Raw genomic sequence first — 19,932 nt, 5'->3', positions numbered from 1 at the left:
CGACCGGCACCAGGCTGCGGGCGTCCATCACCGCATGCGTGGCAAAGCCGGAAACCCCCAAATGGTGGTTGAGGGCCCTCCCGCCGCGCATCAACCGCCGCTGCCCGCCCAGCAGCGTACCGGCGGTGTTGGCGGCACTGCCGGGGGTGCAGGGCAGCTTGCCGTTGGTGGCGCATGCCGGGCAGGTCCCGCAACGCGGCAGGAAGCTGGAGACCACCCGCTGCCCCACCCGCAAACCCTGCACCCGATCGCCGAGCTGTTCGACGATGCCGGCGCTTTCATGACCGAGCACCATGGGCAGCGGTCGGGGCCGGTTTCCATCGACCACCGACAGGTCCGAATGGCACAGTCCGGCCGCCTCGATGCGCACCAGCACCTCTGCGGGGCCAGGATCGTTCAGCTGCACCTGCTGCACGCGCAGTGGTTGGGAGGCGCCGTAGGGGCGCGCTGCGCCCGATTCCTCCAGCACTGCCGCACGAATGCTTCGCATCAGGCGCCTTGGCGGGCGGGCCGGCTGGGCTGCGCGGATCCTTGGCCCGACTGCTCGCCAGCGTCCGGACCGGAAATCGGGTTGTAGCCCCGAACGTTGCCGTCGGGTACCAGGTTTTTCACGATCAGCGAGCAGTCCTTGTCGGCCAGCCCCTGGCTGATCAATTCGTCGAAGTGTTCCTGAGCCAGGGTGGCGGCCGGCAGCCTCACCCCGGTCTGTTGCCCCGCCGCCAGGGCCAGGGCGACGTCCTTGCGGGCCAGATCGGTGCGGAAGGTGGCGTCGAAATTGTTGTTCGCCGCTGCGGTGTCGATGATTCCGGGGACCGGGTACCAGGTCTGCTGCGCCCAGGACCGTCCGGAGGAGACCGAGACGATCTGCCAGAACACTTCGGGATCCAGTCCCAGCTTCTCGGCCAGCTGGGAGCCCTCCGCGCTGGCCATCAGGTCGATGAACAGCATCATGTTGTTGCAGATCTTCGCCGCGATCCCCATGGTCGGCCCACCGGCGACGATGGTTCGCCCGGACATCGGTGCGATCAGCTCGGTGGCCCGCTGCATCAGGTGTTCCTGGCCCCCAAGCATGAACGCCAAGGTCGCGGCCGCAGCCCCGGAGATCCCTCCGGAAACCGGCGCATCCACGAATTCCAGGCCCCGTTCGGCCGATCCCTGATGGATGTAGCGGGAAGTTTCCACGTCGACGGTGGAAGAATCCAGCAACAGCATCTGCGCGGTGGCGTTCGCCCAGATCCCCTCCGGCGCTTCATAGACCGAACGCACATGCTCCCCCTTGGGCAGCATCGTGAACACCGCGTCGGCCCCGTCCATGGCCTCTGCAATATTGGGGGCAATGCGCACCCCGCCGGCGGCCGCGGCTGCGCAGGCCTGCTCGTTCAGGTCGTAGCCGCGCACCTCATTTCCGGCCTTCACCAGGTTTGCGGTCATCGGACCGCCCATGTTGCCCAACCCGATCCATGCGTACACGCTCATGTCCTCACCCTTTCCGTCGGCGCCCTCACCCCTGGCCTACCTGTGGCTGAGGGTGCTGTCAGTGGCGCACCGTCTCACTGTCTGCCCCCAGCGTAGGTGCGCCACATCACCTTCTCAATGCACACTGTGAGGGGAAAATTGCAAGGCTGTCGTGCATTGACGCACACTATTCCCATGGAGCGCCCCATCGACTACCGTCATCTTGAATCCCTGATCGCTTTTTTGACCGTGGCCCGGCTCGGGCGCTACACGGCGGCTGCGAACGTGCTCGGAGTGAATCACTCTACGATCTCCCGGCGGATTGCCGCGCTGCAGAAGGCCATGGGCGGCCGGTTGCTGACCCGCACACCGAACGGGTGGGAACTGACCGACCTGGGACGGCGTGCCATGGTTTCAGCCGAAGCGATCGAACAGGCGGTGGCGGCCATTGGCGCGGACGGGGACTCCGAGCAGCTCAGCGGGCACGTGCGGATCGCCGCTCCCGACGCATTCAGCGCCCACCTGGCCGCCCCGGCGTTGGCCAGACTGCACCGGACCCACCCGCAGCTGGTCTTCGAGCTGGTCTCCGAAACCACCCGCACCCGCCAAACCCGCACCGGCATGGACCTGGAGATCGCCATCGGCCAGCCCTACGTGCGCCGCGCGGTATCCACGAAACTGCTGGATTACGAGCTGCGGCTCTACGCGACGGAAGAGTATCTGCACACGCACGGACATCCCACGCGCCTGGAGGACCTGTCGGAGCACTACCTGAACTACTACATCGACACCGCCCTGACCGTGGACAAGCTCGATGACGCGAGCGCGGCACTGCCGCCCATGCGCCGCGCGGTGTCCTCCACCAGCATCGCGGTGCAGTTCTCGGCGACGATGTGTCACGCGGGAATTGGGCTACTGCCCGAATTCCTCTCCCGGCAGTACCCCAACCTTGTGCCGGTGCTGCACGAGCAGTTCAGCCACCATGCCGAGTACTGGCTGGTCGGCCGGGAGGAGGCGCTGCGCAGCCGGGCGGTGCAGGCGACCGTCCAGGCCTTTACCCAGGCCGCAAAGGACCAGGACTGGTTCATCGCCCCGTTCACGCCATCTGCTCCAACCCCGCCGGAACGTTAAAATTCCATAGTCAGAGCGCACGCGCCTAACTGTTTCACCTGTTGCCTGAAGGCCGCTGCCCGTTATTTGTTTGACAGTCCCTTAATCCGCGATGACGGGACTGTCGGCCAACCAGCCTTGGCATGGTGCCTTCCCTCGCCTGCTAATGATCCGGAGGGTATTGTCAGCAAGACTAATAGGCAGCGAAGTGATTGCTGATTAGGGGCGCGGCGCTAGATACCTGGGCGCCTGTCACAACCTGGATGCGAGGCATCACTGTGAACGGTTGGCCGATAATCGGGCGGCCCGGCACGGCGAAGGCCCCGACGGATCTTCGTGTCGGGGCCTTCGCGCTGCAGCACCGCTGCCAACCAACCACGGTGCCGTGCGGCGGGTTAGTTCTGCCGGGCCCGGCCATCCTCGCCCAGGCGGGGATCGGACTGGGCTTCAAGACCCGGCGTTGGTTCCGCGTCCGTCACCGGCGCCCGCAGCCCGTTGTCGCGACGGTCCTGCTCATCGATGCTGCCCAGGTCCAACCCCTTGGTTTCCCGCAGGAAGAACACGGCGACGAGGGTCACCAGGGCCGCGAACACCACATACCCGGCGACCGGAATCCAGCTGCCGGTCACCCGCAGCAGGGCCGCGGCAATGATCGGCGCCATGGAGCCGGCGACGATCGAGGTCACCTGGTAACCCAAGGACACCCCGGAATAGCGCATCCGGGTGGGGAACATTTCGGCCATGATGGCCGGCTGCCCGGCGTACATCAGTCCGTGCACGAACAGCCCGGCGACGATCGTCATCAGGATCACGAAGTCGTTCTCCGTGTTGAACAGCGGGAAAGCGACCACACCCCACACTGCCATGAGGATCACGCCCGCCGCGTAGACCGGACGTCGCCCCATGGTGTCGGTGAAGCGCCCGATCACCGGGACGATGATCGCGTGGAACACGTGAGCCAGCAGCATCAGCTCCAGGATGACCGAGGTCTGCATGTGCAATTGCACGCTCATGTAGGTGATCGAGAAGGTCACCACCATGTAGTACAGGATGTTCTCCCCGAAGCGCAGTCCCATGGCGGTAAAGACCCCACGCGGGTAGCGCTTGAACACCTCGGCAACCCCGTACCCGGCGGCTGCGTTTTGTTCCAGTTCGGCCTTGGCCTCCTGGAAGATCGGGGCGTCGGTGACCCGGGTGCGGATGTAGTACCCGACCAGTACGATGACCACCGACAGCCAGAAGCCCACACGCCAGCCCCAGGCCAGGAAGGCCTCGGGACTCAGCGTCCACGAGAGCACCAGCAGCACCACGGTGGCCAGCAGGTTGCCTATCGGCACTGCCGCCTGCGGCCAGGAAGACCAGAAACCACGCTCCCGGTTGGGCGCATGCTCGGCCACCAGCAGCACCGCACCGCCCCATTCGCCGCCCACGGCGAAGCCCTGCAGGAAACGCAGGACGATCAACAGGATCGGGGCAGCGTAGCCGATGGAGTCGAATGTGGGCAGGCAGCCCATCAGGAACGTGGTGACCCCGACCAGAATGATCGCCACCTGCAGCAGATGCTTGCGCCCGTACTTGTCGCCGAAGTGGCCAAAGACGATGCCGCCGATCGGACGGGCCACAAAGCCGACCGCGTAGGTCAGGAACGCCTTGATGATGTTGTCCAGGTCGTTGCCCGTATCCGGGAAGAAGATCTTATTGAAGACCAGGGTCGCCGCGGTGGCGTACAGGAAGAATTCGTACCATTCGACCACGGTTCCGGCCATGGAGGCCGCGACGACCCGGCGCAGCCCCTTGCGCTCGGATCTGCTTGAGGTTTCAGATGCCACTGTTTTTCCTTCCAGCCCCGGGGATCCCAGGTTGGACCCCGCCCCTCAGCACCAGAGTATGGCCCAGATCACACTCTCAAGGGAAGGTGCGCGGCAGTGAATTCAGGAGCGGATTACGCACATCAAGCGTGCAGCAATGCACAGTAGCCGGCTTCCCGGATGCGGCAGAATGGTACGGGAAACTTGCGGCGCCCTCAGTCCGGGCGCGAACTTCCGCCAGTTGCCCGCAGACAGGAGAGACGCGTGAACGACGCACCCCGCCGGCCGCAGGTCCACGGCGTGAATCCGGACCCGCAGACCCGCTGCGCGCACTACCACCAGGACGTCGACGTCATCGCGATCAAGCACTACTGCTGCGCCAGGTACTACCCCTGCCACCTGTGCCACGCCGAGCTGGCCGATCACCCGGCCCAGGTGTGGCCGTTGCGCCACTTCGACCAGCCGGCAGTGCTGTGCGGAGTGTGCGGCACCCAAATGAGCGTCGCCCAATACCTGGGCATCGACCACTGCCCGCACTGTGCGGCGCAGTTCAATCCCGGGTGCAAGCTGCACCGCGAACTGTACTTCGCCGGCGCGGAAACATGTCGCGGCAACGACACGGACCAGCCCCTGCCGGGCCTCGAGGCCCGGTCCGGCAACTAGCGCCCCTGTCCGTGCGGGGAGCGGCTGCCCCCGCGTGGAGTTCGTTCCCGCGTGGAGTTGGTTCCCGTGCAGAGTTCGATCCCGTGGCAGAGTGCCGGCGTTAGCCCCGGCGCGGGGCGGCGGCTATCCTTCCCAGGGAAGCCGGCCGGCTTCGTTGGCGACCTGCGGCACCACCAGGACCGGGCGGCCCTGCCGGTGCGACAGGCTCACGGCGATCGACCCGTCAATGAACTGCTCCATGCGGTTGCGCCAGCCCTTGCGGCGCGTGCCGACCACGATCATGTTGGCATCCAGCTCCTCGGCCAGTTGCGCCAGCGCCTTGGCCGGGTCCCCTTCCACCTCGCGCGCCTCCCAGCTGACCTGCAGCGGATCGAACACCTCAGCCAGGTGATCGCGCAGCCCCTGCGGGAACGGCACCTCCTGCTCATCGGGGTGCGCCGAGCCGCTGATCGCCGGGCTGGCCTCGGCCAGGTTCTCGGGCAGGCGCTGGGTGATGAACCGTCCGGTGTGCACGTGCACGCACACCACGCGGGCCTGCAGCTGCGCGGCCAGCGGGGCGACCGCGTTGAGCACCGTCGGGGACTGGTCCGGCTCGACGCCGACCAGCAGGGTGGCGGTGGAAGGGGACGGGTTCTGGGTCATCGGTACTCCCGTGCTCGTGCAGCACCTGCGCCACTCAAAGTGCAGGTGGCGGCGAGGATCTTCGCCGCTCAACCCCAGTATGGCATGGCCGCCGAACGCTTTGGCACCGCCGGACACCCCGCCCCGGCGGTACTGCGCGGGTGCTGCGCGGATACAGCGCGGATGCTGTCGGGCAGGGCCGGTAGGGTGGGGTGCATGCTGCAGACCCTGGCGATCAGCGGGTACCGTTCGGTGCGCGACCTGGTCATCGAACTGGCCCCGCTGACCGTGATCACCGGAGCCAATGCGGTGGGCAAATCCAACGTCTACCGCGCGCTGAAGCTGATCAGCGAACTCGGCCACGACGGGGCGATCGCCTCCCTGGCCCGCGAGGGCGGGCTGGGTTCGGCCGCATGGGCCGGACCGGAGGCCGGGAGCCGTCCGCGCGGCGGGCGGGACTCGGGACCGGCGCAGGGCACGGTGCGCCGCGAACCGGTCTCCCTGAAGCTGGGGTTCGCCTCCGAAGAGTACGGGTACGCGGTGGACCTGGGGCTGCCGGTGCCGGACACGGACATGCGCGACCCGAGCATGTTCGGCCAGGACCCGGTGCTCAAGAGCGAGGCGGTCTGGTTCGGCCCGGTGCTGCGCCCGTCGACCACCAGCGTGCTGCGCCAGGGGGCGCTGGTGCAGATTCGCGGGCAGGCGCGCCTGGAGGACAGCGGGCTGCGGCTGCCCGAGTGGGAGTCGGTGCTCTCCGCCATCGACGCCTCCAGCGCCCCGGAAGTGAGCCAGCTGCGGGTGATGCTGCAGGGCTGGCGGTTCTACGATGCGCTGCGCACCGATGCCGGCGCACCGGCCCGGGCCGAGCGGATCGGCACCCGCACCCCGGTGCTGGCCTCCGACGGGGCGGACTTGCCTGCGGCGGTGCGCACCATCCACGAGATGTCCAGTCCCGCGGCGTTCAACCAGGCGATCGCCGACGCGTTTGACGGATCCCGCCTGGAGGTGCGATCGGAGCACGGGCGCTTCAGCCTGCACCTGCACCAGCCCGGCCTGTTGCGCCCCCTGCAGGCCAGTGAGCTTTCCGACGGGACGCTGCGCTACATCCTGCTGGCCACCGCCCTGCTCTCCCCGCGCCCGGCCCCGCTGCTGGTGCTGAACGAACCGGAAAACAGCCTGCACCCGCAGCTGCTGCCGGCGCTGGCGGCCCTGATCGCCCACGCCTCCCGGGACTCGCAGATCGTGGTGGTCTCCCACTCCCCGCAGCTGGTGGCGGCGCTGGAGCGTGAGGGGGCGCTGCGCCACGAACTGCTCAAGGAGGCCGGGGAGACGATCCTGCAGGACCAGGGAGTGTTCGACCGGCCGGCCTGGGCCTGGCCGCGGCGCTAGCTGCCGCACTGCGCACCGGTGCTGCCGAGTTGACCGCCCGCGTCGCTGCTCAACGCCGGGATGGGGCAGCTAGAGCGGGGCGTCCTGGCCCTGCGGGACGTCCAGTCCCAGCAACGCGTTCTCGGTGACCTCCATCAGCGCCGGGTGGATCCAGTACTGGCCGCGGGCCGCGGTGTAGGCGTCGATGCCCAGGTTCATGGCCATCACCACCGGCTGGATCAGGTTTGAGGCCTGGTAGCCCATCGCGTGCGCGCCCAAGATCGAACCGTCACGCCGATCGGCGACGACCTTGAACAGCCCGGTCTGATCCTCCAGCGCCCAGCCGTAGGCGGTGTCCCCCACCATCTGGGTTTTGGTGCTCACGTTCTGCCGGCCGATGCGCTGCACCGCCTCCTGCTCGGTCAGCCCGATCTGCGCCAGCTCCGGGTGGGTGAACACCGCCGCGGGCACCGCCCGGTTGGAATTCGCCCGCAGCGCGTGCGGGTGCTGCAGGTTGTGGGCCACCACCCGGGCCTCGTAGTTGGCCACGTGCTTGAGCTGCTCGGTGCTGCAGATGTCCCCCAGCGCGTAGAGCCCGGGCACCGGCTGGCCGCCGCGCAGCACCCGCTGGTACTCATCGACCACCAGCCGGCCGTCCTGGTGCAGGTCCAGCCCGGCCTGCTGCGCGCCGATCAAATCCGTGTTGGGCTTGCGCCCGGTGGCCACCAGCACGATGTCCGCGGTGTGGGTGCCCGTGCTGGTGTGCACTTCCAGGGTCCCGTCCGCGTTCTTGGTGATCCGCTGGGTTTCGGTGTTGCGCTCAACGTTCCAGTACTTCGGGGCCTCGGCGTTGAACGCATCGCGGATCTCCGTGTCCATGTGCCGCATCAGGTGTTGGCGGCGGATCAGCTGGGTGGTGCGGGAGCCCAGCCCGGAGAAGATCGCGGCGAACTCGCAGGCGATGAACCCGCCGCCGACGATCACGATCCGCTCCGGCAGGCGCTCCAGGCGCATCACCGTGTCCGAGGTGTGCACCCCGGGCAGGTCGCAGCCCTCGATGTCCGGGATCACCGCGTGGGATCCGGCCGCGATCACCAGCTGCTCGGCGCTGATGCTGGTGCCCTGGGCGGTGCGCAAGCCGTGGGTGCCATCCAGGGTCACCTCTTCGGCGATGACCTGCACGTTGGGCGACTGGTCCCGGTATTCGTAGCCGTTCTGCGCGATCGGGTCGATGCGGGAGAAGATCCGGTCGCGGATCGCCGGCCAGTCGGCGCTGCCCTCCGGCAGGGACACGTTCAGCCGCTGCGCCTCGACGGGGGTGCGGGCCAGCTCGGCCGGGCGCACGAACATCTTGGTGGGGATGCAGCCCACGTTCAGGCAGGTGCCGCCGAACGGCCCCTTTTCCGCGATGGCGACCTGCTTGTCGTCCCAGTAGTCGGTGAGCAGCGTGTTGCCCGAGCCGGCGCCGATGATTGCCAAGTCCACCTGATGCTGTGTCATGAGCTCATCGTAGGTACCTTGCCGGTCCGGCGCACAGTGTCGCAGGCCGCATTGCGGTGTCGGGCCGCTCTCACCGGTGGTCCGCGGCGCGGCTCCCATCACCCGGGGCCGGCTCCTACTGTCCGGCGGCCAGCTGCCCCAGCTCGATGGAGGTGTCCTGCAGCCGTTCCGGGTCGATGCGCTGGCCCACCAGGGAACGCAGCGTGTCGTTCACATCCCAGATGTTCACGTTCATCGCCGCGGTGATCCGCCCCTCACGCAGCCAGAACATGATGAACTCGCCCTCGTCCATGTCCCCGCGCACCACATCGGCGTCCCCGTCCTGGCGGTCCCCGACGTACTCCATTCCCAGCTCGAACTGGTCGGTGAAGAAGTAGGGCAGCCAGTCATACTGCTCGTCGGCGCCGGTGAGCGTGGCCGCGGCCAGCTTGCCCTGGCGGATCGCGTTGTCCCAGTGCTCCACCCGCAGCTGGCGGCGCAGCGTCGTGTTGAACGCCTGGGCGATGTCCCCGACGGCCAGCACATCCGGGTCCGAGGAGCGCAGTGACGCGTCGACCACCACCCCGTGATCGGTTTCGATCCCGCTGGCGGCGGCGACCTCCAGGTGCGGGCTGGCGCCGATCGCCAGGAGCACCAGGTCCGCGCCGGTCTGCCAGCTGCCGGCGTGCACCACCAGCTGATCGGCGCCGCGTTCGATCCGGTCCACGTGGGTGGCCAGCTCAAACTGCACCCCGGCCTCCTGGTGCATCCGGGTCAGGTGGTTGCCGAAGGGTTCGCCCAACACATTGCCCAGCGGGATGCGCGACGGGGAGATGACGGTGACCTCCGCGCCCTGCTGGCGGGCGGAGGCCGCGGCCTCCATGCCGATCCACCCGGAGCCGACGATCACCAGACGGGTGCCCTCATTCAGGTCCTCGCGCAGCGCCCGGGCGTCGTCAATGGTGCGCAACACCCGCACCCCGGGCAGGTCCGCCCCCTCAATGCCGCCGCTGGAGTTGGCCCGCGATCCGGTGGCCAGCACCAGCTGGGCGTAGTCCAAGGTGCCGCCGCCGTCCAGGGTCACCCGTTTGGCGGTGCGGTCGATCGCCTCCACCCGGGTGCCCAGCAGCAGGTCGATGTCGTGCTCGGTGTACCACTGCGCGTCGTGCACGGTGAAGTCCGGCAGCTCGCTGCTGCCCTGCAGGAAGTCCTTGGACAGCGGCGGACGCTCATAGGGCAGGTGCTCCTCGCCGGCGATCAGGGTCACCGCCCCGCCGTAGCCGCGTTCGCGCAGCTCGCTGGCCGCGGTGGCGCCGGCCAAACCGCCGCCGATGATGATCACTGGTGCCTCTGACATGATCCTGCCCCTTCTGGGCGCCGGGACCAACCCCGGGCCCCGGTGTTGCCTTGAGCCTGTCCTCTGCTTCGATCCTCACACCGTTGCCCGGGACGTGGCAAGAGCTGGAGCGTGGTGAGGCAGGTTCCCGGGAGCTGGAGGCTGACCGAGACGCATCTCACAGGCAGCGGGATTTGCGCGATAATTGGCGGCACCCGCGCCGGGGGTTGCCAGGCGTTAACCTGCGGTTCAGGCCCCGGTTGCCGGTGCGACAGCTGGCTTGGGCAGCATCGGCCCTGGTGCCGCCGCATCGATCACGGCGGCCAGGAAAACTTCAGTTGAAGGGTAGATCATGTTTTCTCGTACCAAGAGGTTGGTTCCGGCGGCGGCCGCGCTGGTGTTGGGCGTCGGCGCCCTGTCCGGGTGCTCGGTGGGTGCCGGGGCGGTGGAGTCCAGCCAGGATCCGGCCCCGCTGCTGGATCGTGCCGCCACCGGTGGGCTCTCCGAGCACGGCGGGGCGCGGCGCATGGACGGTGACACCACCGATGCGGTGCGCGAGGCGGTGAAGGACGCCGGGGCGAAGAACGTCATCCTGCTCATCGGCGACGGCATGGGCGATTCGGAAATCACGGCCGCCCGCAACGTCGCCGAGGGTGCCGGCGGCTTCTTCAAGGGGCTGGACGCGCTGCCGCTGACCGGGCAGTACACCCACTACGCACTGGACAAGGAAGGCAAGCCGGACTACGTGACCGACTCGGCCGCCAGCGGGACCGCCTGGGCCACCGGTACCAAGTCCTACAACGGTGCGATCTCGGTGGACATCAACGGCAAGAGCCAGCAGAGCCTGCTGGAACTGGCGAAGGAAGGCAACCTCGCCACCGGCGTGGTCACCACCAGCGAAATCCAGGACGCCACCCCGGCCGTGCAGTATTCGCATGTGGCCGAGCGCAAGTGCTATGGCCCGGAGGCCACCAGTGAGAAGTGCGCGCAGAACGCCCTGGAAAACGGCGGCGCCGGCTCGATCACCGAGCAGATGCTGGCCACCCGTCCGGACCTGGTGTTCGGCGGCGGGGCGGAGACCTTCGCGGAGAAGGCCAAGGCCGGGGACTACAAGGACAAGACCCTGCGCCAGCAGGCCAACGAGCGCGGCTACACGATCGTGGAGGACACCGCCGGGATGCAGCAGGCCCAGGCGGCGAACCAGGACACCCCGCTGCTGGGGCTGTTCGCCGAGGGCAACATGGAGGTGCGCTGGACCGGGGACCTGGCTTCCAAGGACGGCATCTCCAAGCCGGCCCAGCAGTGCAAGGACAACCCGGCGCGGGACTTCGAAAAGGCCCCGGACCTGAAGAGCATGACCTCCAAGGCGATCGACCTGCTCAAGGACGATGAGGACGGGTTCTTCCTGCAGGTCGAGGGCGCCTCGATCGACAAGCAGGACCACGCGGCGAACCCGTGCGGGCAGATCGGCGAGACCGTGGACCTGGACGAGGCGGTGCAGGAGGCGCTGGCCTTTGCCAAGGAAGACGGTGAGACCCTGGTGGTGGTCACCGCCGACCACGCGCACACCAGCCAGATCGTGGCCCCGGACACCGAGTCCCCGGCGCTGACCTCCAAGCTGGTCACCGCGGACGGCAGTGAGATGGCGATCCTCTACGGCACCGGTGAGGAGGCCGCCTCCCAGGGCCACACCGGCGCGCAGCTGCGCATCGCCGGCTACGGTCCGGGGGCCGCGAACGTGGTGGGCCTGAGCGATCAGACGGACCTGTTCTTCACGGTGCGTGACGCGCTGGGGCTGGGCAAGTAGCAGCACCGCAACCCCAACAGCATCAGGGGCCGATCCAGTGGGTCGGCCCCTGATGTGCTGCGTGGAAAGTGGGTGCGGTTCAGCCTCTGGCACCGCGGCCGCAGCCGGTGCGGGGGTCGCACCCGGTGCGGCGGCCGCACCCGGCGGCGGGTTAGCGCAGCACCACGGTGCGGTTGCCCCAGAGGAATACCCGCCCCTCGCAGTGCCAGCGCACCGCGTTGGACAGGGCCTTGCATTCGCTGTCGCGCCCGGCGGCGACCAGGTCCTCGGGCATGTAGGTGTGGTCCACCTCCACCACCTGCTGGGCGATGATCGGCCCCTCGTCGAGCTCCGAGTTCACGTAGTGGGCGGTGGCGCCCACCGTCTTCACCCCGCGCTCCCACGCCTGGTGGTAGGGCTTGGCCCCCTTGAAGGAGGGCAGGAAGGAGTGGTGGATGTTGATGGTCTTGCCGGTCAGCTCGGTGGCCAGTTCATCGGAGAGCACCTGCATGTAGCGGGCCAGAACCACCAGTTCGGTGCCGGTCTGCTCGATCAGCTGCAGCAGTTCGGCTTCCGCGGCCGGCTTGGTCTGCTTGGTGACCGGGATGTGGTGGAAGTCAATGCCGTGCCATTCCACCAGTGAGCGGTGGTCCGGGTGGTTGGAGACCACCGCGACCACATCGATGGGCAGCTCCCCGGTGTGGGCACGGAAGAGCAGGTCGTTCAGGCAGTGGTCGAACTTCGAGACCATGATCAGGGTGCGGGTCTTCTGCCCGCGTTCGCGCAGGTTCCAGTCCATCCCCCATTCCTCGGCGACCGGGGTGAAGTCCTCGCGCAGCCGCTGCAGCAGGTCCGCACCGTCCTGCCCGGCGAAGTCCACGCGCATGAACAGGCGCTCGGCGCTCATGTCATCGAACTGCTTCAGCTCCACGATGGTGCGCCCGTGCTTGACCAGGAAGCCGGTGACGGCGTGCACGATGCCGGCCGCCTCCGGGCATTGCAGGGTCAGAACGTGCCGGACCTGCTCGCTCATCCTCGTTTGTCCTTTCACTTCTTCTCCAGGCGCCCGCCGGGTGTCCGCGAGGGTTCGCGGCCGGGTCGCGCCTGGTGTGTTTGCTTCCAGCTTAGGGCCTTGGGGCCGGTGGGTTGGGGCCGGTCCAGTTTGCTGGACTGGGTTGGCGGGGCCGGGTTCAGCACTGGGCCAGGGTCAGCGCCAGCCCGCCGCGCGAGGTTTCCTTGTACTTGCTCTTCATGTCCGCCCCGGTAGCGCGCATGGTCTCGATCGCCGCGTCCAGGCTCACCGTGTGCTGCCCGTCCCCGTGCAGGGCCAGGCGGGCGGCGTTGATGGCCTTCACCGAGGCGATCGCGTTGCGTTCAATGCATGGAATCTGCACCAGCCCACCGACCGGATCGCAGGTCAACCCCAGGTTGTGCTCCAGCGCCACCTCCGCGGCGTTCTCCACCTGTTCAGGGGTGCCGCCAAGCACGGCGCACAGTCCTGCGGCTGCCATCGCGCACGCCGAGCCGACTTCGCCCTGACATCCAACTTCTGCCCCGGAGATCGAGGCATTGGTTTTGATGATGATCCCGATCGCGGCGGCGGTAAGCAGGAACTGGATGACCTTCTCATCGCTGGCGCCGGTGACGAAGCGGGTGTAGTAATGCAGCACCGCAGGAATGATTCCGGCCGCCCCGTTGGTCGGGGCGGTGACGATCCGCCCGCCTGAGGCGTTTTCCTCATTGACGGCCAACGCGTAGAGGTTCACCCATTCCATCGCCCACAGCGGATCCATCGACTCCGACGCTTTGGCCTCAGCTTCCTGCCGACGCAGGCGTTCGCGCAGGGCTGGGGCACGACGGGTGACGTTCAGGCCGCCGGGCAAGGTTTTCTCGGTACGCCGACAGCCGTTCTCGACGCACTGCTGCATGACCTTCCAAATCTCCAGCAGTGCGTCGCGGACCTCGGATTCGCTGCGCCAGGAGAGCTCGTTCGCCCACATCACCTCGGCAATGGATTTGCCGGTGGCGGCACAGGTCTCCAGGAGCTCAGCGCCCGAGGTAAATCGATAGACGGCGTCGTTTTCGGTGTTCAACGGAGCCTGGAGCTCTTGGTCGTTCACTACGAACCCGCCGCCAATTGAGTACAGTGTTTGGCTGGCCAGCTCGGTGCCGTCGGAGTTAAAGGCGGCAAATCTCATGGCATTCGGATGTCCGGGCAGGGACTTGCGAGAATGCAACACCACATCGGCGTCGATCGAAAACTCGATCGGGGCCCGCCCGGCCAGCCGCAGGACCGCCGAGTCCCGGATCTGCTGAATCAAGTCCGGCACTTCATCGGTATTCACAGTGGCCGGATCATGTCCCGCCAACCCGAGGATGACCGCAGTATCCGAATGATGGCCGATGCCGGTGGCTCCCAGGGAACCGAACAGCTCGGCGCGCACCCGTGCCACCTGCCCAAGTACCCGCCCATCCAGGGCGGCCGCGAAGCTCGCGGCCGCCCGCATCGGCCCCACCGTGTGTGATGATGAGGGACCAATGCCAATGGAAAACATGTCCAGCGCGGACAGTGCCATCTAGTCCACCTCTGGCGAGCCGAACTCGGTCATGGCGTCGATCAGCCACCGTACCGTGTGCTCGGTGAAGGAGGCACGCGGAAGAATCCGCCAGGTCTGCTCGCTGACCCTCCACAGCAGCACCGGGACGTTCGCCACCGTGGTGGTGATCGCCTGATTCACGGCAAACGCGCTGGGGTGCAGATCCGCCGGGCAGCTCTTGCGCAGCACCAGCGGCGCAGACGGGCCTTCCAGCTCCAGCACGCTGCGATTGGCCGACAAGTCCACGACCTGGCCGGCCTGGTCTCCCAGCGCCTGGGTGAGTTGCTCGCTCAGCTGAACGTTCTCGGGTGCAAACACCAGGAATTCATCCGGTCCGAGCCACAGCACGGCAGTGCCGGTGACATCTCCGGCGACCTCACCCACCTGTGCGGGCAGGCCGACCCCCGTGGCGTCAGCCAGCTGCTGGTGGCCGGCGGTGCCGGGTGCTGCGCGCAAACCCACCTGGGTGGCGAAAGCGACCTCGCGTAGGGCCACCGCACGCTCGCCGGTCACGGTCGCCGCCGCCATCTCCCCGGCAAGGTGCTCGGCCGGGGAGCGGCGCAGGACGGTGGTTTCGATCAGAGTGTTGTTAGCCATCTCGGCGGCTTCCTTCCGGGTCAAAGAGTACGGTTTCGGAGACCACGACGTCGACCAGGCGGTCGCCAATCGGTGTCTTCAGCGTTTCGCCGATACGATTACGCCCATTCTTGATCAGCGCCAGTCCGAAGGTCCGGCCCAGGGCGGCCGAGTTGTAGGAGCTGGTCACCCACCCGTCCATCGGGGTGATGCCGTTCTCGGTGCCCGCGTCGGCAGCGACCAGGGCGGCGCCTTCCGGCAGACGCAGGGTTTCGTCGACCGGCAGCACCGATACCAGTTGCTTGCGGTCATCCCGCAGGTTGTCATCCCGCGAGAAGGAGCGCTTGCCCACGAAGTCCTTGATCTTGGAAACAACCCACTCCATGCCCGCATCCTGCGGGGTCACCGTGCCGTCCGTATCCTGCCCCACGATGATGAAGCCCTTTTCCGCGCGCAACACGTGCATGGTCTCGGTGCCGTACGGGGTGATGTTGAATTCCTGACCGGCTGCGTAGACATCTTCCCAGATCTTCAGTCCATGCCAGCTGGGGACCGCGATTTCGAAGGCCAACTCGCCGGAGAACGAAATACGCGAGATCCGGGCCTCGATGCCGCTGTCCAGGGTGACGTCCTGGAAGGCCATGAACTTGAATGCGTCGTTGGAGACATCCAGGTTGGACGCCAATTTCCCGATGACATCACGGGAACGTGGACCGACCACTGCCACGGTCGCGAACTGCTCGGTCACCGAGGTGCACGTTACATCCAGTTCAGGCCACTCGGTCTGCAGCCACTCCTCCAGCCAGTCAAGCACGTCGGCGGCCCCGCCGGTGGTGGTGTGCATGAGGAAGCGGTCTTCAGCCAAGCGCAGGGTCACCCCGTCGTCGAAGATCATTCCATCGGCCTTGCACATGACGCCGTAGCGCCCCATGCCCACCTTCAACTTGCTGTAGCCGTTGGTGTACATGCGGTTGAGGAACTCGGCAGCGTCCTTGCCCCGGATTTCGATCTTGCCCAGGGTTGTGGCGTCGAGCATGCCGACGGAATCGCGCACCGCGGCGCACTCGCGCAGCACGGCCGCGTCCATGTCCTCCTCGCCCTGCGGGAAGTACCAGGCGCGCTTCCACTGTCCCACGTCCTCAAACTTTGCCCCGTGTTCCAGGTGCCAGGAGTGCATCGGGGTGATGCGCGCGGGGTCCAGCAATTGTCCTCGGGTACGACCAGCCAGAGCCGCGAACGCTACCGGAGTGTAGGGGGCGCGGAAGGTGGTGGTTCCGATTTCCGAGGGGTCCTCGATGCCCAGCACGGCAGCGATCACGCCGATGGCTGCCACCCCGGAGGTCTTGCCCTGGTCGTTCGCCGTGGAAATGGAGGTGTACCGCTTGATGTGCTCCACGGACCTCATTCCGGCCCCGGTGGCGCGCAGCACGTCAGCCACGGTCTGGTCACGCTGCAGGTCCACGAAGTGGCGCGTGTAGTTCGCCGCGTCGTCGCCATTTAGCGAAGGAACCAGCCACACCGGGCGAGTCTCCCCGAGGGCGGTTTCGGGTGCCTGCGGAACGGTGGCCACATGCTGGTAACCGGCAGCCGAGGCGGCTGCCGCCCCGGTGGCGGCACCGGTTGACAGGGCACCGGCGGTGTCCAGCCGTCCGGTCACTGCCCCGGCCAGGTGTTGGTTGGCCACGGCGCCGGCGGGCACGAAGGCGTGGATGGTGGTGTCCCACACCAGCTTGCCCTGCCGCTGGGAGTGCAGGTGCACGACGGGGTTGAACCCGCCGGCCACGGCCAGCACGTCAACTTCGAAGCGTTCGTGGTCACCGAGCTCGCTGTTCTCGTCCAGTGGAGCGACCAGGATGGCTGATAGTTCCCCGGACTCTTCCGCTTCGGTGTCGACAACTACCGAACCGGTCAGCACGGTCACCCCGTCGGCGACGGCTTCGGCCGCCGCCGCGGAGGCGGTCGACCGGGCGTCGATGACGGCGACCACCCCGCCGCTGGCCGCCAGTTCGGAAACTAGCGGGTAGACCGAATCATTGGTCGTAGCCACCGCGATGCGCTGTCCCACGCGGACACCGTAGCGGTTCAGGTAGCTTCGAACCGCTCCGGCCAGCATGATGCCGGGCCGGTCGTTGTTTTCGAATACCATCGGCCGCTCGTGGGCCCCGGTGGCCAGCACAACTTGCTTGGCACGCACATGCCAGACGCGTTCGCGCGAAACTCCCTTGCCGGCCGGACCGTTGAGGTGCACCGTGCGCCGCTGTACGGCAACGATGTAGTTCGCATCGTAGGAGCCGAGCACAGTGGTGTTCTGCAGGTGGGTGGTCTCCTCGGCCTGCGCCAGCTCCCCGGTGACCTCCTCGATCCAGTTGGAGGCGTCCTTGCCGTCGATCTGCTCCCCGGATGTGTCGCGCAGGGTGCCGCCAGCCTCGGTGCGCTCATCCATCAGCAGCACACGGGCACCAGAACGGCTGGCCTCACGCGCCGCGGCCAGGCCGGCCGGCCCTGCCCCCACGACCAGCACATCGGTGTGTACGTGGACATGGTCGTAGTAGGCCGGATCCGTGGTTGGGTCCAGTACGCCCAGGCCCCGCAGCAAAGTGGCGTGCATCCGGTCGGTGACCGTAACGGTCGTGGCGGGAAGCATCGATTCGTCGATGTCCTCGTGGTGGCGGGCCGCCACGGTGATGAGCGCGTTGGGTTCCTCAACTCCGGCAGAGAAGATGCCCCGGGGGCGGTTCAAATACATCGAGTTGCCACAGGAGCGCATCCCATTGGCGAGCATGGCGCTAGCGACGGTGTCCCCCGACAGAGCGGAGAGCTGCTGGCCGTCAACGGTGAGCAGCAAAGCCTCCTCACGCTGAACACGCGCGGAAGGTGCCATGGCGGTCTCCAGCCGGTAGGGCTTGTTCTGGCTCATCGGGTACCTCCCTGGGTGTTCTGCAGTTCCGGGCGTGCTTCCCCGGCGCGGTAAACGGCCTTGAATTCGTAGGTGACGGTGTCGCGAAGGGCGTTGAACCACTTGCGGCACCCGCCGGAGTGGACCCAGCGTTCGGCGAAGATCCCCTTCGGGTTCTGGCGGTAGAACAGGAAGTGGGCCCATTCCTTGTCGCTCAGCGCGTGGGGGTCGGCGGGGTAGGCGACGTGCGCCTGCCCGCCGTACTTGAATTCGGTTTCATTGCGTGGCCCGCAGTTCGGGCACTCAATCAGCATCATGGTGGCGGCTCCTAGTGGGCCACGGCGGCGGCGCCGTGTTCGTCGATGAGGTGTCCGGTTTCGAAGCGATCCAGGCTGAACGGGGCGTTCAGGGCGTGCGGTTCATCGTTGGCGATGGTGTGGGCCAGGGTGAACCCGGCCCCCGGGGTGCCCTTGAACCCGCCGGTCCCCCAGCCGCAGTTCACGTACAGGTTCTGGATCGGGGTCTTGGAGATGATCGGGGAGGCGTCCATGGTGGTGTCCACGATTCCACCCCAGGTGCGCAGCACGTGGGCCCGGGCGAAGATCGGGAACAGCTCCACCGCGGCGGCCATCTGCTCCTCGATCACGTGGAAGGCGCCGCGCTGGCCGTAGCCGTTGTAGGTGTCGATGCCCGCGCCCATCACCAGTTCGCCCTTGTGCGCCTGGGAGACGTAGACGTGGATGTGGTTGGACATCACCACGGTCGGGTGCACCGGCTCGAACAGCTCGGAGACCAGCGCCTGCAGCGGGTGGGACTGGATCGGCAGCTCAAAGCCGGCCATTTCGGCCAGCACCGAGGAGTGACCGGCCCCGGCCAGGGCGACCTTGCCGGCGTGGATGGTGCCACGGGTGGTCTTCACCCCGGTGACCTTCTCCCCGTCCTTCAGGAAACCGATGACCTCGCAGTTCTGGATGATGTCCACGCCCATCTCATTCGCCTTGCGGGCAAACGCCCAGGCGACGTGGTCGTGCTTGGCGATGCCGGCGCGCGGCTGGTAGGTGGCCCCCATGACCGGGTAGCGGATGTCATCCCCGGTGTTGATGATCGGGCAGACCTCCTTGACCTGTTCAGGGCTCAGCCATTCGGCATCCACGCCGTTGAGCTTGTTCGCCTCGACTCGGCGCACCGATTCGCGCACGTCGCCCAGCGTGTGGGCCAGGTTCAGCACGCCGCGCTGGGAGAAGAGGAAATCGTAGTCCAGTTCCTCGGGCAGCTGCTCCCACAGCTTCAGCGACTTCTCGTAGATTCCCGAGGACTCGTCCCACAGGTAGTTGGAGCGGATGATGGTGGTGTTGCGGGCCATGTTCCCGCCGGCCAGCCAGCCCTTTTCCAGCACGGCGATGTTCGTCATGCCGTGGTTCTTGGCCAGGTAGTAGGCCGTGGCCAGGCCGTGTCCGCCGCCGCCGACAATCACGGCGTCATAGGAGGACTTCGGTTCGGGGTTCGCCCAGAGGAATTCCGGGTGCTCAGGCAGCAAGTCAGCCATGATTATTCTCCAATCTTCTTCAGGTTTGGGTAGAGCGGGTGGGCCGCAGCCAAATCCAGCACCCGCTGCTTCAACTCCCCAAGCTTGCCCGTACTACCCTCCACACCAGCAATCAACGTCTGCGCAATAACCTCAGCCACCTCAGCAAACGCCTCCTCCGAGAAACCACGCGTCGCCAACGCCGGGGTACCAATCCGCAACCCCGAAGTCACCATCGGCGGACGCGGATCAAACGGCACCGCATTACGATTCACCGTGATCTCCACCTGCGCCAACAAATCCTCCGCCTGCTGGCCATCGAGCTCGCTGTTACGCAGATCCACCAACACCAAATGCACATCAGTGCCGCCGGTCAGCACGCTGATCCCCTTGGCCTCGACATCGGCCTGGGACAAACGCTCAGCCAGAATCCGCGCACCAGCCAACGTCCGCTCCTGGCGTTCCTTGAACTCTTCCGACGCGGCGATCTTGAACGCCACCGCCTTGCCCGCGATCACATGCTCCAACGGCCCACCCTGCTGACCCGGGAACACCGCCGAATTCAGCTTCTTGGCAATCTCCGCGTCATTCGACAAAATAATCCCGCCACGCGGACCAGCCAAAGTCTTATGCGTGGTCGAGGTGACCACATGCGCATGCGGCACCGGCGACGGATGCAACCCCGCAGCCACCAAACCAGCAAAATGCGCCA

General features: G+C 67.0%; 16 protein-coding genes and 1 pseudogene. 4 read left to right on the top strand and 13 right to left on the bottom strand.

Features of this window, described 5'->3' with window-relative positions; translation table 11 throughout:
* Positions 1 to 490, bottom strand: a 490-nt coding sequence (locus RCJ92_RS09790; RefSeq protein ID WP_446754446.1) for an alcohol dehydrogenase catalytic domain-containing protein, incomplete at its 3' end; no start/stop codon positions are given.
* A complete protein-coding gene (gene mmsB, locus RCJ92_RS09785) occupies positions 490 to 1,476 on the bottom strand; it encodes a 3-hydroxyisobutyrate dehydrogenase (protein WP_138927004.1) in 987 nt (328 codons plus the stop codon). The genes mmsB and RCJ92_RS09790, both read right to left, overlap by 1 nt.
* A 174-nt stretch (positions 1,477 to 1,650) precedes the next feature.
* Here mmsB and RCJ92_RS09780 point away from each other — a divergent pair, with 174 nt between their 5' ends.
* The gene (locus tag RCJ92_RS09780) at positions 1,651 to 2,586 is read left to right on the top strand and encodes a LysR family transcriptional regulator (protein ID WP_446754445.1); all 936 of its coding nucleotides are present in this window, start codon (positions 1,651 to 1,653) and stop codon (positions 2,584 to 2,586) included.
* 374 nt (positions 2,587 to 2,960) lie between these two features.
* On the opposite strand, the gene RCJ92_RS09775 is transcribed toward RCJ92_RS09780, so the two are convergent.
* A complete protein-coding gene (locus tag RCJ92_RS09775; protein WP_446754444.1) occupies positions 2,961 to 4,394 on the bottom strand; it encodes an MFS transporter in 1,434 nt (477 codons plus the stop codon).
* Between the two features lie 243 nt (positions 4,395 to 4,637).
* On the opposite strand from RCJ92_RS09775, the gene RCJ92_RS09770 reads away from it, so the two are divergent.
* Positions 4,638 to 5,036: a CHY zinc finger protein gene (locus tag RCJ92_RS09770; RefSeq protein WP_446754443.1), complete on the top strand. Its 399-nt coding sequence runs from the start codon at positions 4,638 to 4,640 to the stop codon at positions 5,034 to 5,036.
* A gap of 123 nt (positions 5,037 to 5,159) precedes the next feature.
* Here the strand turns inward: RCJ92_RS09770 and RCJ92_RS09765 are convergent, their stop codons facing one another.
* Positions 5,160 to 5,678 carry a universal stress protein gene (locus RCJ92_RS09765; RefSeq protein ID WP_446754442.1) on the bottom strand — a complete coding sequence of 173 codons (519 nt, stop codon included), beginning with the start codon at positions 5,676 to 5,678 and terminating at the stop codon, positions 5,160 to 5,162.
* A 195-nt stretch (positions 5,679 to 5,873) separates the two neighbouring features.
* Between RCJ92_RS09765 and RCJ92_RS09760 the strand changes: the two genes are divergently transcribed.
* Positions 5,874 to 7,046, top strand: coding sequence for an AAA family ATPase (locus RCJ92_RS09760; protein ID WP_346922387.1), 1,173 nt, complete (start codon positions 5,874 to 5,876; stop codon positions 7,044 to 7,046).
* 69 nt (positions 7,047 to 7,115) lie between these two features.
* On the opposite strand, the gene RCJ92_RS09755 is transcribed toward RCJ92_RS09760, so the two are convergent.
* Entirely contained in the window at positions 7,116 to 8,525 is a 1,410-nt protein-coding gene (locus tag RCJ92_RS09755) for a mycothione reductase (protein WP_446754441.1), read from the bottom strand.
* A gap of 115 nt (positions 8,526 to 8,640) precedes the next feature.
* Positions 8,641 to 9,861, bottom strand: coding sequence for an NAD(P)/FAD-dependent oxidoreductase (locus tag RCJ92_RS09750; RefSeq protein ID WP_360026806.1), 1,221 nt, complete (start codon positions 9,859 to 9,861; stop codon positions 8,641 to 8,643).
* 331 nt (positions 9,862 to 10,192) lie between these two features.
* Between RCJ92_RS09750 and phoA the strand changes: the two genes are divergently transcribed.
* Positions 10,193 to 11,647 carry an alkaline phosphatase gene (gene phoA / locus RCJ92_RS09745; protein ID WP_360026808.1) on the top strand — a complete coding sequence of 485 codons (1,455 nt, stop codon included), beginning with the start codon at positions 10,193 to 10,195 and terminating at the stop codon, positions 11,645 to 11,647.
* 151 nt (positions 11,648 to 11,798) lie between these two features.
* Here the strand turns inward: phoA and purU are convergent, their stop codons facing one another.
* The 7 genes and pseudogenes from purU to RCJ92_RS09710 form a co-directional block, all read right to left on the bottom strand.
* Positions 11,799 to 12,659, bottom strand: coding sequence for a formyltetrahydrofolate deformylase (gene purU / locus RCJ92_RS09740; RefSeq protein ID WP_343834060.1), 861 nt, complete (start codon positions 12,657 to 12,659; stop codon positions 11,799 to 11,801).
* Between the two features lie 157 nt (positions 12,660 to 12,816).
* A complete protein-coding gene (locus tag RCJ92_RS09735) occupies positions 12,817 to 14,202 on the bottom strand; it encodes an L-serine ammonia-lyase (RefSeq protein ID WP_446754440.1) in 1,386 nt (461 codons plus the stop codon).
* Positions 14,203 to 14,820: a sarcosine oxidase subunit gamma gene (locus RCJ92_RS09730; RefSeq protein WP_446754439.1), complete on the bottom strand. Its 618-nt coding sequence runs from the start codon at positions 14,818 to 14,820 to the stop codon at positions 14,203 to 14,205.
* Positions 14,813 to 17,716 (bottom strand): sarcosine oxidase subunit alpha family protein, encoded by a 2,904-nt coding sequence (locus tag RCJ92_RS09725; RefSeq protein ID WP_446754438.1) that lies wholly within the window; start codon positions 17,714 to 17,716, stop codon positions 14,813 to 14,815. The genes RCJ92_RS09730 and RCJ92_RS09725 overlap by 8 nt, the downstream gene beginning before the upstream one ends.
* Positions 17,713 to 18,012 carry a sarcosine oxidase subunit delta gene (locus RCJ92_RS09720; protein ID WP_138176027.1) on the bottom strand — a complete coding sequence of 100 codons (300 nt, stop codon included), beginning with the start codon at positions 18,010 to 18,012 and terminating at the stop codon, positions 17,713 to 17,715. The genes RCJ92_RS09725 and RCJ92_RS09720 overlap by 4 nt, the downstream gene beginning before the upstream one ends.
* A gap of 11 nt (positions 18,013 to 18,023) precedes the next feature.
* Complete coding sequence (locus RCJ92_RS09715; RefSeq protein WP_054821666.1) at positions 18,024 to 19,241, bottom strand: sarcosine oxidase subunit beta family protein; 1,218 nt, start codon at positions 19,239 to 19,241, stop codon at positions 18,024 to 18,026.
* Positions 19,242 to 19,243: 2 nt separating this feature from the next.
* Positions 19,244 to 19,932: pseudogene (locus tag RCJ92_RS09710) on the bottom strand (serine hydroxymethyltransferase); the annotation flags it as partial.

Source organism: Glutamicibacter sp. BSL13 (genome assembly GCF_052928425.1).
This window is presented reverse-complemented; position numbering and strand designations above follow the sequence as displayed.

Coding starts and splice junctions, on each gene's coding strand:
- RCJ92_RS09735 (WP_446754440.1), bottom strand. CDS start 14,202: ATGGCACTGTCCGCGCTGGACATGTTTTCCATTGGCATTGGTCCCTCA.
- RCJ92_RS09730 (WP_446754439.1), bottom strand. CDS start 14,820: ATGGCTAACAACACTCTGATCGAAACCACCGTCCTGCGCCGCTCCCCG.
- RCJ92_RS09750 (WP_360026806.1), bottom strand. CDS start 9,861: ATGTCAGAGGCACCAGTGATCATCATCGGCGGCGGTTTGGCCGGCGCC.
- RCJ92_RS09755 (WP_446754441.1), bottom strand. CDS start 8,525: ATGACACAGCATCAGGTGGACTTGGCAATCATCGGCGCCGGCTCGGGC.
- RCJ92_RS09715 (WP_054821666.1), bottom strand. CDS start 19,241: ATGGCTGACTTGCTGCCTGAGCACCCGGAATTCCTCTGGGCGAACCCC.
- mmsB (WP_138927004.1), bottom strand. CDS start 1,476: ATGAGCGTGTACGCATGGATCGGGTTGGGCAACATGGGCGGTCCGATG.
- phoA (WP_360026808.1), top strand. CDS start 10,193: ATGTTTTCTCGTACCAAGAGGTTGGTTCCGGCGGCGGCCGCGCTGGTG.
- RCJ92_RS09765 (WP_446754442.1), bottom strand. CDS start 5,678: ATGACCCAGAACCCGTCCCCTTCCACCGCCACCCTGCTGGTCGGCGTC.
- RCJ92_RS09725 (WP_446754438.1), bottom strand. CDS start 17,716: ATGAGCCAGAACAAGCCCTACCGGCTGGAGACCGCCATGGCACCTTCC.
- purU (WP_343834060.1), bottom strand. CDS start 12,659: ATGAGCGAGCAGGTCCGGCACGTTCTGACCCTGCAATGCCCGGAGGCG.
- RCJ92_RS09720 (WP_138176027.1), bottom strand. CDS start 18,012: ATGATGCTGATTGAGTGCCCGAACTGCGGGCCACGCAATGAAACCGAA.
- RCJ92_RS09760 (WP_346922387.1), top strand. CDS start 5,874: ATGCTGCAGACCCTGGCGATCAGCGGGTACCGTTCGGTGCGCGACCTG.
- RCJ92_RS09780 (WP_446754445.1), top strand. CDS start 1,651: ATGGAGCGCCCCATCGACTACCGTCATCTTGAATCCCTGATCGCTTTT.